Here is a 12,772-nt window from a genome sequence, read left to right on the forward strand (position 1 = left end):
CCTCAAGGCAACGGCTGAGGCGGCCGAGGCCCGTGATACTGGCCGCTCGGCCGCATACGTAGCGGGCGCTCGGTGTACTCCTCCAGGGCGTGGGCGATCCAGCCCGCCGTGCGGGCGATGGCGAAGATGGTTTCGCCCGCTTCGGCCGGCATCCCCGCGGACACGGTCAGTACGGCCAGGGCGAGATCGACGTTCGCGTGCAGCTCGGTATGGCGGGCCGTGGTGGTGATCACCTCGCGCGCGGCTCGCAGCGCCGGCAGTGCGCGCGGTGCGTTCTCCAGCAGGGCGAAGAGGGCGCGAGCCCGGGGGTCCTCACCCGGGTAGAGGCGGTGGCCCAGGCCCGGCACCCGGCGTCCCGCCCGTAGGTGGTCGGCGACGACCGCGGCCGCGCTGCCCCGCTCCAACACCTCCAGCAGCATGCGGTGGGCGAGCCCGCTGGCCGCGCCGTGCAGGACGCCGTCCAACGCGCCGAACCCCGCCGAGACGATCGCGTACGGATGGGCGCGCGCCGAGGCCGCGACCCGGGCCGCGAGGGTGGAGGCCGCCAGGTCGTGGTCGATGAGGAGGACGAGCGCGGCGTCGAGGACCCGCAGGGAGGCGGTATCGGCCGGCTCGGAGGTGAGGCGGGACCACAGGCGCGGCGCGATCCGGTCTGCGGGCTGCTGCCCGGGCCCGGGGGCCTGTGACGGCAGCGCGTCGACGAGGGTGGGGATGAGGCTGCGGGCGGTGGCGAGGACGGCGTCCTCGGAGAGGTCGAAACGCAGCGGGTCGGCGGCCGCCGCGGCGACCGCGGCGACCCGCAACCGGTCCATCGGCCCGCTGTGAGCCGGAAGCGCCTCGACGGCGCGGCGGGCGGCGGACAGCGCGTCGGGCGGCGCCGTGAAACGCACGCCGGGGCGCAGCACGCCGGTCCACAGCCACTCGGCGACCTCCTCGTAGCCGTAGTGGGCGGCGAGTTCCGTCGCGTCGACGCCGCGGAAGTAGCAGTGGTCGCGGTCGATCAGCGTGATGCCGGTATGGACCGACAACTCCCCGCCGGAACCCGGCCCTTCGCGCCGCCCCGCGCGGCGTACGAGCGCGTCGACCTCCTTGGCGTCGAAGGTGCTGCCGCGACCGCCCGGCTCGCGGCGGCTGGTGAGCTGGCCACGGCTGACATAGGCGTACACCGTCTCGGGCTTCACCCCGAGCCGGTCGGCCGCCTCCCGCGTACTCAGCCGCCGCCCGCCCACCGCCTCCCCGTCCCGATCCCTGTCCTGATCTGTGTCCTCATCCGGCATGTGATCACCGTATCCGGGCGCTCAACATTGATTTCGGAATCAATATTGACACACATTGACGAGGAAGTGGACAGTCGAATCAATTGGTAGGTGACGGTGGTGCGCGGAACGGCGCGCCCGAGCAAGGAGACGGATCCCCATGTCGATCGCTGAGGCCCAGGCACCCCTCAACGCCCCCCGCGGGCTCGCCGGCGTCGTCGTCACCGAGACCCAACTGGGTGACGTCCGGGGGCGGGAAGGCTTCTACCACTACCGCCAGTACTCCGCCGTCGAGCTGGCCACGGCCCGCACGTTCGAGGACGTCTGGTACCTGATGTTCCACGGCGAACTGCCCGACGCGGCGCGGCTCGCGGACTTCACGGCCGAGACCGCCGCCCTGCGCGCGCTGCCCGCCGCCGTACGCGACGCACTGCCCGGGATCGCCCGGGCCGGCGCGCTGTCGGGACCGCTCGCCGGGCTGCGCACCGCGCTCTCCCTGCTCGGCGCGGCAGCCGGGTTCCGGCCGCTGTACGACCTCGACCCCGCACGCCGCCGCGCGGACGCCCTCGCCGCCTGCGCGGCCGTACCGACCCTGCTCACGGCGCTGCACCGGCTGGCCCAGGGCGAGCAGCCGGTCGAGCCCCGCGCGGACCTCGGTCACGTCGCCAACTACCTGTACATGCTCACCGGGCAGGAGCCGGATCCGGACCGGGTCCGGGCGATCGAGGCGTACCTGATCTCCACTATCGACCACGGCTTCAACGCCTCGACCTTCACCGCCCGCGTCATCGCCTCCACCGGCGCCGACGTCGCGGCCTGCCTCGTCGGCGCCGTCGGCGCGCTCTCCGGACCGCTGCACGGCGGCGCGCCCAGCCGCGCGCTGGACACACTCGACGCCATCGGCACACCGGACCGCATCGACCCGTGGATCCGCGACCGGGTGCTGCGCGGCGACCGGATCATGGGATTCGGCCACCCCGTCTACCGCACCGAGGACCCGCGCTCCAGGATGCTGCGCGGCATCGCCGAGGGCTTCGGCGGCCCGCTGGTGGAATTCGCCGTCCAGGTGGAGGCTCGGGTCGAGGCGCTGCTGGCCGAGCTCAAGCCGGGCCGTGAACTGCACACCAACGTGGAGTTCTACGCGGGCGTCGTCATGGAACTGTGCGGGCTGCCACGGGAGATGTTCACGCCGACGTTCTGCGCGGCCCGGGTCGTGGGCTGGAGCGCCAACATCCTCGAACAGGCCGAGGACTCGAAGATCATCCGCCCGGCCGCCCGGTACGTCGGCCCCCACCCGCCCCAGCCGCTTCCCGCCACCGGGCCCCGCTAGCCACCCGGGGGGCGGGCTGCCGCCGCGGCCCCAAGGGCCCCTCCCTCAAGCGGAGCTGAGCGGATGGGTCGCCGTGGCGGACCGCGGCGGCCAGGTCTGGGGGGAGAGGATGCCCAGGACGTAGGCACGGGCGACGAGGGCCGGCCTGGTGGCGGCGCCCAGGAGGGCGCGCAGGCGGCTGAGGTGGTAGTCGACGGTCTGCCGGGACAGCCGCAGTGAGCTGGCGATCTCGGCGTTGCTGCGGCCGACCGCCAGCAGCGACAGGATGCGGATCTGGCTGGCGGTGAGCGGCGGGTGTGCCTCGTGGGCGAGCCCCTGGTGGGTGACGACCGCCCAGACGTTCGCCGCGCGGGCCGATGTCCGGCCCACCGTCGTCAGATGCAGGCGGGCGCGGCGCTGCCGGCCCTGGGCGTCGACCAGCACCGCCGACGTCTCGACCCGCCTGCTGCGGCGGGCTATCAGGTCGTTCCAGCGGTGATGCAGCAGGTCGAGTTCCGGAGCCGGCGCCGGGGCCAGCAGGGTGTCGGCGCGGCGGCCGACGAGATCCGACAGGCGGGTCCGCAGCAGTTCGGCGGTCGCGGCGCTGGCCTGCTCGATCCGTCCGCCGGCCGATATCAGGGCGCAGGGCAGCCCGCTGTGGTCGCGCAGCGCGTGCAGGCTCTCCTCGGCCTCGCGGCGTTGGTCGAGCGCCCGGGTGTGGTCGGTGATGTCCACGTAGATGCCCGCCACGCACGTCTGCGCGCCCTCCAGGACGGGGAACCGGTGGCCCGCCGCGTGCCCGCTGCTCCCGTCGGCGCGGTGGTACGTGAGGGTGTGCCGCACCGGCCTGCCCCGGGCGAGGATCTCCCGGTCCAGGGCGAGGAAGCGGGTGGCGTCGGCGGGGGAGTCGATGTCCCTGACGTGCTTGCCGATGACCTGCGCCGGGGTGGTGCCGTAGAGGTGCGCGTAGGCGTGGTTCGTCCACAGGTAGCGCCCGTCCCGGTCCCGGATGAAGGCCGCGGCGGGGGCGAAGTCCGCGAAGGCGTCGTAGCGTCGTGCGGCGGCGGGCCGGGCGTCGACCTCCACGGCCAGCCCGCGGGTCCGGCCGCGGCACGGCACGTCGTCCAGCGGCCAGCTCACGTCGAAGACCCGGCCGTCGAACCGCGCCTGCCAGTGGCGGACTTCGGGGGAGCGGCGGGAGGGTGCGAACTCCGGCCGCATGGCGTCGACGAACCGCTGCGCCGTCCGCGCGTCGGCGAAGGCGCCACCGCCGCTGTCGACGACGCGCAACTGCCCGTCGGCCTCCCACCAGGAGACGGGGAGGTGCTCCAGCAGCGCTTTGAGACCGGTCTCGTCCACGACGGCCTTCCATCGAGTCATTGAGCCCCCACGTCAATTGAGTGCATTCCCAGAAGCCAGCATCAGCGCCGTTGAGTCAACAGGAAGCCTGAAGGAAGGCTGACTCATGGAATTGATGAGAATTCAAATGAACGCGGGCGGCGGGTGGCGGTTGCCCTCGCGATGCGTATCCCCCTTGGCCCCCGCACAAGCCCGGTTCTCGGCCGACCTGGCCGGCGTCCGCCCCGTACGGCGGCGATCTGGCCGACATCCGCCCCTGTGCCGCCCGGTCCGGCCGAATTCCTCCCCCACCAGCACCGAAACCGCGCCCCCTCAAGCGCCTGCGAAGGCCCCGGCGCCCCGCACAACTCAGGCATTTGCCTGACCGAATGCCGCCGGTTGTGGTGGCTCGTACGCCTGTCGGCTGTTTCGCTTGAGGGGAGGGAAGTTGGCCGTTATGTCGCACGATGCCGCGCTCCCTCCACCCTTCTGATGGTTGATCAGCAAATAAAGGAGTCGGATTCCTGTGAGCAAGGTGCTGTTCGTGCATGCCAAGGGCGGCCCGCCCCTCGGCTATGCCCTGTCACGGGTCGCCGCGCGGTCGGCAGTGCACCTGCTGGCGCTCAGCGCGCTTCCTCCCACCGTGGCCGCGTCCGCCGGGACCCTGTGCGCCTCGATCGAGACCCCCGAGGAGCCGGACCGCCGCGACCTGGTGTCCCTGATCGTCGCCCGGGCCCAGGCCGTGGGCGCGGACGCCGTGGTCACGTTCTCCGAGTACGCGGTCGTGGCCGTGGCCGAAGCCTGCGAGAAGCTCGGCCTCGCCGGGGCGGGCGGCTCCTGCGTCCTCGCCCGCGACAAGCGGATGATGCGGCGCACCTGGCAGGAACACGGCATATCCCAGCCCCGGTTCCGCCCGGTCGCCTCCGAAGCGGACCTGCACGAAGCGGCAGCCGCCCTCCCCTTCCCCCTGCTCCTGAAAGCGGCCTGGAGCGCCGGCTCCACCGCCCACCAGATCATCCGCTCGCCACGGGACGTACGAGCGGCCTGGGAGCGGTCGCGCGAGGTGATGGCCGAATCCGCGCAACTGGGCTACGCCGAACTGCATGTCGCCGACGCCGGCGCGGACTTCATCGTCGAGCACATCGTGACCGGCTCGGCCGAGGACTGGTTCGACGAGCCCGGGTGGGGCGACTACGTCAGCGTCGAGGGCGTCGTCATCGACGGCACGTTCCGGCCGGTCTGCCTCAGCGGGCGCATGCCGACCGTGGAGCCGTTCACCGAACGCGCCGGCATCACACCCGCCTCGCTGCCGCGGGAGGCCCAGGAGCGCGTCGTGGCTCTCGCCCGGGACGCCGTCGACGCACTGGGCCTGGCGAACTGCGGTACGCACACCGAGATCAAGCTCGGCGCGGACGGCCGCATGTGGGTGATCGAGACCGCCGCCCGCTTCGGCGGCGCGATGACCGTTCCCCAGATCGAGGAGGTCTTCGGCCTGGACCTCATCGGGATGCTCGTCGACCACCTCCTGGGACGTCCGGTCTCCTGGCCGACGCGCGCCCGCACCCCCCAGGAGGCGCGGGGCGCGGCCGGCTCCCTCGTCGTGCTGGCCGTCGACGGGGCCGGCCGCCCCTGGCCGGACCGGCGGATCTGGGACTTCCCGAAGGTGACCGAGGCCGTCCCGGTCAGCGACGGCAGCCGCCTGTCGGTGGTGGCCGAGAACTCCCTCCCCGACGGCGCCGTGGTGCCGGTCTACGACCCGGCCGCCGGCGCCAACACCATGGCCGCGCTCTGCCTGCTCTCCGCCGTCGACCCGCAGACCGTCCTGCGCGACTTCCGCACCCTGGTGGACGCCCTGCCGCACGTCCTTCCCGCGGCTACGGACGAGGAGGCCCGCTCATGACCACCGCCCTGCTTCCCCCCGGCACACCGGGCCCCGCCACCGACCGCACGGTCGTCGGCGAGAACCTGTCGCTGCCGCTGTTCCGCACCCTCTCCGGCGTACTGGCCGGCCACCCCTACCTCAAAGTCGTCGTCGACCGCGCCGAGGACACCTGGCACCTGCTCGACACCGCCGCCCACCCCTTCCACGTCAACTACATCGCCACCCGGATCCTCGGCATGGACCTCAAGGCCCTGGACGAAGACCTCGACGCCTTCAACGCCTCGGTCTACATGGACCCCGACCGCCGCTTCCTCCTGGGCGTCCTCTCCCTGCACACCGACGAGGACACCGACGGCCGCGAACGCCCCTTCCTCGTCCTGGAGACGACCGAAGCCGACACCATGCACGGCGCCCTGCTCGACGAGTTCTACACCTTCGTCCGCAGCCGGGTCGACGGCCGCCTGCCCCTGCTGCTGAAGCCGGCCAACCACGGCCAGGAACAGGAACTCACCGCGATCAGCGAGGTCCGCGTCCCCCGGATCCTCAGCCACGAACTCTTCGGCAACCGGACCCGGACACCGCTCAACCCCGGCGAGGCCACCGGCCGACTGCGCTACTTCCGCACCACCGAGGAGTACGAGGCCGCCGCCGACAAGCTCGGCTGGTCCGACATCGTGGCCATGGCCTGCCTCCCGGACGACGTCCCGCGCGTCGCCGGATTCCTCAACACCGCGCCCATCACCCCGCTCTCGCACACCAACGTCCTCGCCTCCGGCTGGGGCATCCCCAACGCGATCGTCCGCGACCTGGACCAGCTCGTCGAGCGGGACGGCCTCAACGGCGCGTGGGTCCGCTACCGCGTCCGCGACGACGAGATCACCCTCGTACCGCTGGCCGCCGCCCCGACTCTCGAAGAGCCCACCTGGCACCGGCAGCGGATCCGGATGGAACCGCCCCTCCTGGAAGACGTACCGGCGCTGGCCCTGCACCGGCTGCGCCGCGCGGACCGCGACCGCTACGGCACCAAGGCGGCCAACCTCGGCGAGCTGCACCACGTCCTGGACAGCCGCACCGCCGACCTCACCGCCTTCTACGGCAGGCCGCGCCCGCCCCGCCCCGACCTCCGCGGCCACCTCGCGGCCCGCCTCGGCAGCACGGACACGACCCCGGCCGGGCTGCGGCGGGCGGCGGCCGAATTCACGGCACGTACCCTCGCCGCACCCGACGGCGTCGCCCTGCCCTTCGCCCTCCAGCACCGCTTCCTGACCTCCTCGCCCGCCCTCCAACAGGGCATCGGCAAGCTGAAGATGGCGCTCGAACTCGACGCCGTCGAGGTGCTGGACTCCCTCTGCCTGCACCTGCAACACGTCATCCGCCACACACCCCTGCCGGACGACGTCACCCGGCAGATCACCCAGGCGTTCCCCGCCCCGCTCGCCGCGGGCAGCCGCCTGGTGGTGCGCTCCTCCTCCAACGCCGAGGACCTCCCCGGGTTCTCCGCCGCCGGGGTCTACGACTCGGTCACCACCGTCCGCGGCGCCGGCGAACTCCTCGACGCCGTACGCCAGGTGTGGGCCTCCCTGCTGTCGCCGCGCAGCGTGCGCCTGCGTCACCAGGTCGGCATCTCCCTGGACGACACCTACATGGGCGTGATCATCCAGGAGTACGTCCCCGCCGAGCTCGGAGGCGTCCTGGTGACCTGCAACCCGACCAGGCGCGAGGACTTCCGCAACGTCTACGTCAACTGCTCCCCGGGCTCACCCGAGACGGTCGTCGACGGGACGACGCTGCCGCAGCAGTACCTCTACAACACTGTCGAGGGCGGCGGCCGTACCGTGGCCCTCGGCTCGCTGGGCGAGGACCTGCCCGCGGCGACCAGGCGCCGGCTGGCGGACCTGGCCCTGACCGGCCGCCTGTTGCAGTCCCACTTCAGCGAGGACGACGCGGACCACCCGCTCGACATCGAGTGGCTGATGACCGGCGCGGGCGACTTCCGGCTGGTCCAGATCCGCCCCTACGCGCTGTGATGCGGCGACGCCACGGGATTGCCTCCCTTCGCCCCGCCTCCCGGCCCCGCCCGCCCGGCTCGCCGCCGACCCCCGGGGCCCGCCGGATCATCCACCTCAACAACGGCTTCCAACTCCTGTTCAACCTGCTGTGGTGGATGCCGGTCTTCTACGCCTACCAGCGGACGGCGGGACTCTCGGACGGCCAGATCTTCGGCATCCAGAGCGTCTACTACGTCGCGTTCTGCCTCTTCGAGATCCCGACCGGGATGGTCGCCGACCGCATCGGCGCACGCAACTGCCTGCGCGCCGGAGCCGTCGTGATGACCGCCGCCAACCTGGCGCCGGTCCTCACCCCCTCCTACACCGGCTTCCTCGTCCACTTCCTGGCCATCGCCGCCGGCCGCTCCCTGACCTCGGGCGCCGCCAGCGCCTACCTCTACGACGGCCTGCGCGCCGAGGGCTGCGGCGAGCACTACCTGAAGGCCGAAGGCACCGCCCGCGCCCTGGGCCTGGCCGCCAAGGTGCTGTGCTGGCCACTGGTCGGCCCGCTGATGGCCGTCGCCCACACCGCGCCGTACGTGCTCAGCGCCGCGAGCGCGGCGGGCTCCCTGGCGTGCGCCGTCGCCCTGCCCCGGTACGCCGCGCCGCACCGCGACGCCCTGCCCGCCAAGGCGCCCGGCCCGGGCAACTCACGCCGCCGGGGCGCCTTCCTGCACGACGCGGGCACCGCCCTGCGCTGCGTGGCGTCCACACCCTGGCTCGCCCTGCTCATGGTCCAGGGCGTCGCCGTCTTCACCCTCTCCCGCATCTGCCAGGTCAACCTCTTCCAGCCCATCCTCCTGGCCAACGGCATCGGCGAGACCTCGCACGGCGGCGTGCTGGCGGCCATGACCGTGGCCGAGGCCGTCGCCTCGGCCCGCCCCCAATGGCTCGGCGGCCGCCTGCCCCCGGTGGCATGGGTGTCCCTCCTCAGCCTCGCCCTGGCGGCCACCCTGGCCGGCCTCACCCTGGGCGGCCCCTGGACGGTGATCGCCCTGCTGTGCGTCTTCGCCGCGGTCACCGGCTTCGCCTACCCCCTCCAACGCAAGCTCATCAACGATGCCATCCCCGCCCACGCCCCCCGCGCCACCCTCCTGTCCGTCGAAAGCATCGTGGACCGGGGCGTATGCGCCCTGGCGGCCGTAGCCGCCGGCGCCTACCTGTCGGCCGGCCGACTGGACGCGCTGCTGTGGCACAGCGCGATCGTGACGGCGGTGGTGATGACCGGACTTCAGGTGCTGCTGCGGCGCGGCGCCGGTGGGACACGGCCCGGGGAGCGGGAAGGGGGCGAGCGCCGGGGGATGGTAGGGGCGCGAGGGGCAGGAGCCGGGGAGGTGAAGTGAGGTGAGCTGAGGGGCCCGTTCGGCGTTGCCGGGGCATTGTCAGTGGTCCATGTGACGATCCATCGCGTACGGCTGGTGGAAGCGAGTCGACGTCTACGCGTAGGCGTCCACGCGACGGCGGCGCGTACGGACCCGTGCCTCTCGACCGCTCGCGAAGGGATCCGCCCCGTGGCCGACACCTCCTCCTCCGCGCTCTGCCTCGCGCTGAGCCTCGCCGATCCGGATACCGCCGACGCGCTTGCCGAGCGGCTGCGGGACGAGCTGCCGGCCGTGCTCTCCGACCGGTTCGGGCTCCCCGAGGACATGGTGGAGGAGCTGCTGGACGCGGACGCCGCGCAGATGCGGGCCGCGCTGACCGTGGACCGCGAGGAATGGCTCATAGCCGCGGCGGAGATCGGCGATCCGGTGGTCGGCCTGGCACTGTGGCGTGCGGTGTACCGCGACGACGCGGGGTGCGAGAGACGTGCGGTGGTGGAGATCCCGGGCCTGTTGGCGACCCTGCTGGGCGCCGCGGACCTCGCGGATCCGCGCTGGTACGACGACGGCCTGTTCCCGGCCCTTTACGAGGAGGCCACCGGCCGCCTTCTCTTCCCCGTCCTGATCAGCGGGTTCCCCGGACTGGACCTCGGTGCCCTCGCCCTGTTCGGTACGCACCTGCCGCCACCGGTCGTCGTGGACGCCTGCCTCGGTCTCCTGGAGCTCTGGGGCGGCACCGAACCGTTCACGCGGTTCCTTCACCTGATCCAGCAGGCACCGATCCTGGACCCTGGGCATCCATGGCTCCCGGATCTGTTGCGACAGGCCCTCGACGCCCCCGACCCGGAGTCCTTCCTCAGGGAGCACCGGCCCTCCGGGGAGTGGGACGACCCGGAGCACCTCCATGCCCTGCTGCATCTCCGTTACGGTAACGGCCCCTTGGCCAAGCCCGACGGCCTCGACTGGGAGCTGATCCGCCGCGAGCACCGGCGCCTGCCCTTCGGCACGGAGACGCCCCACACGTCGGGATACTGGTTCGCCAACCCGCTGCACCGGCTCGTCGAGTGGGAGGGCTGCCCCGCCGACCTCGTGATGGAGAGCTTCCATGACGATCCCGCCGGGACCGCGTACCACGCTGCCGAGCTGCCCTTCGAGGCGATCGCGGGGCCCGAGGCGAAGACGCGCCGGATATATCTCCGGCCCACCCTCGAACGCGGCATCGAGGAGGGCCGGTACTCCGTGGACCGGGTCCTGAGCGAGGTGTGGCCGGCGGTGGAGGTGCCGGACTCGCTGCCCCACGACCACGAACCGACCCGCGAGGCGTTCGCCGGCCTGCTCGCCTGGCTGGGCACCGACCCCGTCAACTGGCTGACGTGCTACGCCCGGATGGCGCGCGCCCGCGGCAGCCTCGCCGACCTGATCGCGGACGTCACCTCACCGGATTCCCCCAAGAAGCGCCGCACCAACTGGCCGTGGCCCCAGGAGGCGACCTTCCCGGTCAGCCGCCCCGGGAACTCCCGGGCGGCGTTCCTCGCCATGTTCCGGTGCGCTTCGGAAGAGGCCCAAAAGGCCGTCATTCCGCACCTCGACGCACGGGCCGTGCAACATTTCCTGGTGTACGGCGACCCGTCCCCCGAGGTCCGCGACGCGGTGGTGGCCGCCCATGGCCTCCCGGCCCAGGTCGCGATGGCCGCCTCGTACCACCTCTCGGAGGAGCAGCAGGACTACCTCCTGGATCTCGACGAACCGGCGGTGGATGCCCAGTTGTTCCACCACGCCCACCTCGCGCGGTCCGAACGGGAGCGGCTGCTCGCCGGACGGCTGCGGGGCGGCGGCATCCGCCCGGTCCCCGAGGAACTCCTGGCGGTCCTGAAGGACATCACCGTCAACGACTACCGCGACTGGTTCATCGCCGGCCTGGCATCCGGCGACCTCGGCGTGGCCCGTACGGTCATCGGCCGACTGCGGCTCTACGTCCCGGCCTCCCGGACCCGGCTGCTGCGCGCCGTATGGGAGCGCGGCGGCCCGGATGCCGTGCGGGAGATCCTGGCCATGGACCGCCTGCCCGCCCGGCTGCGGCGATGGACCGAGCGGGCCCTCGAAGCCCCGGACGGCCTGGAGCGGTTGCGCGCCCGGCTCGCCGAGGAGGAGTCCCCGGCCACGCTCACCGAGTTCCTCACCGCGACCACCGATCCCGGCACGCGGCTGCGCCGGCTCCTGGCCGAGGGCTACCGGCCGCCCTGGCCCGCGCTCGCGGCGGCCCACCACGCCGACGGCCTCCCCGCCCGGCTGCTGGACGACCTGGTGGAACACCCGGACTGCCCCCGCGAGTTGTTGCTGGCGGCCCTGGAGACCACTCCCGAGTCCGGGGCGAACTGGATCCGCGAGGCCCTCCGCGACGGCCGACTCGTTCCCGAAGACCTCCTGAGCCACGCCGCCCCGGCCCGTGCCGCTCTCGCCTGTCTGCGCCGGTACGCCGACGACCGGCCCGACGCCGCCGCATGGCAGTCGGTGCGCGACCGGGCCGTGGCCCTGACCCGGGACCGTCTGGGCACGGACGTCGAGGGCTGGTCCGTCTGTCTCCAACTGCTGCCGAGCTTCGCCGGGACGCTTCCCGAACTGCTCGCGAGAGCGACGGAGGAGGCGGCGACGGCGGGACGGTGACAGCGGGAGGGTGATGGGCCTTGTATGGGCGTGCCGGGCCGTCGGTGGGTGCGTCGGTCAGCGCTTCACCAGGAACGACCGCCCCTTGTGCGAGTCGGCCGAGCAGCCGACCTTCTCCGCCGCGGTCATCTTGCGCGTCTTGACGATCACGGCGTTGCTCTGTCCGTCCGTGCCGTTGGGGGCCGGGCCGGTGACGGTGTCCGGGACGAACCAGTAGTAGTGACCCCACTTCGGGCTGTCGTAGTGGGTCTGCCACGTCCCGGAGACGGTCTGCATGACCTGCGCGCGGGAGATCCAGCCCACCTCGCCCGGCTTGACCGTCATGTTCAGGGAGCTGTTCTCGGTGTGGGAACTCGACCATGTGTGGCTGTAGGTCGCGGTCACGCTGAGGTCGATGAGGCCGGCGATCTTGCCGCCCGCCGTGACCGAGACGCCCGCGGAATCCGTGGAACCCACGGTGTCCGACCATCCCATCGACTGGGTGGCATCCGAACTGCTGCAGTTGTAGAGCGAGTTGGAGACCCGACGGAAATCGCCGAGGTACGCCTTGCCCAGGGTCGGCTCGTTGAAGGTGCACTTCCCCTCGCCGGAAGCGCAGTCGCCTATGAGCTGCTGCCGGGTGGGCCGGTCGTCGGCCGCGGCGGGCAGCGCCATCGCTCCCACCATGCCCAGCGCCACCGTCGAAAGTGCCAGCAGTCGCCCGGCGGACCGGATCGCTTTGTTTTTCGCCATACTCTCTTGCCTCTCGCCCAGCCTTAAGTGGGCGGCGTCCCAAGGTCGTTGAGAGCGCCGCCCGTTCCGCTTGTTGCTTGTTGCTGAGACTGGTGTGAATTTTGATGCAAATACACCAAGAGTCGGCAAAGTTGTAGTTGATGGCGAAACATCGCGCTTGGGGGGGATTGGGAGGGGAGGCGGCCTCCCCCAGCCGGAGGGCTCAGCCGCCAGGCGTGGGCCGG

8 protein-coding genes are annotated in these 12,772 nt (G+C 72.4%); 5 read left to right on the forward strand and 3 right to left on the reverse strand.

Translation table 11 applies throughout. The annotated features are described in order from the left end of the window. Positions 1 to 2: 2 nt before the first annotated feature. Entirely contained in the window at positions 3 to 1,277 is a 1,275-nt protein-coding gene (locus ACZ45Z_RS24370) for a citrate/2-methylcitrate synthase (protein WP_468366098.1), read from the reverse strand. 139 nt (positions 1,278 to 1,416) lie between these two features. Here ACZ45Z_RS24370 and ACZ45Z_RS24375 point away from each other — a divergent pair, with 139 nt between their 5' ends. Continuing rightward, positions 1,417 to 2,586, forward strand: coding sequence for a citrate synthase/methylcitrate synthase (locus tag ACZ45Z_RS24375; RefSeq protein WP_468366100.1), 1,170 nt, complete (start codon positions 1,417 to 1,419; stop codon positions 2,584 to 2,586). Positions 2,587 to 2,631: 45 nt separating this feature from the next. Here the strand turns inward: ACZ45Z_RS24375 and ACZ45Z_RS24380 are convergent, their stop codons facing one another. Continuing rightward, positions 2,632 to 3,945 (reverse strand): PAS domain S-box protein, encoded by a 1,314-nt coding sequence (locus tag ACZ45Z_RS24380; protein ID WP_468366103.1) that lies wholly within the window; start codon positions 3,943 to 3,945, stop codon positions 2,632 to 2,634. 484 nt (positions 3,946 to 4,429) lie between these two features. Between ACZ45Z_RS24380 and ACZ45Z_RS24385 the strand changes: the two genes are divergently transcribed. The 4 genes from ACZ45Z_RS24385 (at position 4,430) to ACZ45Z_RS24400 (ending at position 11,816) form a co-directional block, all read left to right on the forward strand. Then, positions 4,430 to 5,803: an ATP-grasp domain-containing protein gene (locus tag ACZ45Z_RS24385; RefSeq protein ID WP_468366106.1), complete on the forward strand. Its 1,374-nt coding sequence runs from the start codon at positions 4,430 to 4,432 to the stop codon at positions 5,801 to 5,803. Continuing rightward, positions 5,800 to 7,812 carry a PEP/pyruvate-binding domain-containing protein gene (locus ACZ45Z_RS24390; RefSeq protein WP_468366109.1) on the forward strand — a complete coding sequence of 671 codons (2,013 nt, stop codon included), beginning with the start codon at positions 5,800 to 5,802 and terminating at the stop codon, positions 7,810 to 7,812. The genes ACZ45Z_RS24385 and ACZ45Z_RS24390 overlap by 4 nt, the downstream gene beginning before the upstream one ends. After that, on the forward strand, positions 7,812 to 9,176 hold the full coding sequence (locus ACZ45Z_RS24395) for an MFS transporter (RefSeq protein ID WP_468366112.1): 1,365 nt from the start codon (positions 7,812 to 7,814) through the stop codon (positions 9,174 to 9,176). The genes ACZ45Z_RS24390 and ACZ45Z_RS24395 overlap by 1 nt, the downstream gene beginning before the upstream one ends. A 168-nt stretch (positions 9,177 to 9,344) precedes the next feature. Next, positions 9,345 to 11,816: a hypothetical protein gene (locus ACZ45Z_RS24400; protein ID WP_468366114.1), complete on the forward strand. Its 2,472-nt coding sequence runs from the start codon at positions 9,345 to 9,347 to the stop codon at positions 11,814 to 11,816. A 57-nt stretch (positions 11,817 to 11,873) separates the two neighbouring features. Here ACZ45Z_RS24400 and ACZ45Z_RS24405 read toward each other — a convergent pair whose 3' ends face one another. Next, entirely contained in the window at positions 11,874 to 12,548 is a 675-nt protein-coding gene (locus tag ACZ45Z_RS24405) for a hypothetical protein (RefSeq protein ID WP_468366117.1), read from the reverse strand. Between the last annotated feature and the right edge of the window lie 224 nt (positions 12,549 to 12,772).

The organism is Streptomyces sp. NPDC031210, from assembly GCF_055570395.1.

Bases quoted from the DNA above. Each gene is read 5' to 3' on its own strand.
- ACZ45Z_RS24370 (WP_468366098.1), bottom strand. From the start codon at position 1,277: ATGCCGGATGAGGACACAGATCAGGACAGGGATCGGGACGGGGAGGCG.
- ACZ45Z_RS24375 (WP_468366100.1), top strand. From the start codon at position 1,417: ATGTCGATCGCTGAGGCCCAGGCACCCCTCAACGCCCCCCGCGGGCTC.
- ACZ45Z_RS24380 (WP_468366103.1), bottom strand. From the start codon at position 3,945: ATGACTCGATGGAAGGCCGTCGTGGACGAGACCGGTCTCAAAGCGCTG.
- ACZ45Z_RS24390 (WP_468366109.1), top strand. From the start codon at position 5,800: ATGACCACCGCCCTGCTTCCCCCCGGCACACCGGGCCCCGCCACCGAC.
- ACZ45Z_RS24395 (WP_468366112.1), top strand. From the start codon at position 7,812: ATGCGGCGACGCCACGGGATTGCCTCCCTTCGCCCCGCCTCCCGGCCC.
- ACZ45Z_RS24405 (WP_468366117.1), bottom strand. From the start codon at position 12,548: ATGGCGAAAAACAAAGCGATCCGGTCCGCCGGGCGACTGCTGGCACTT.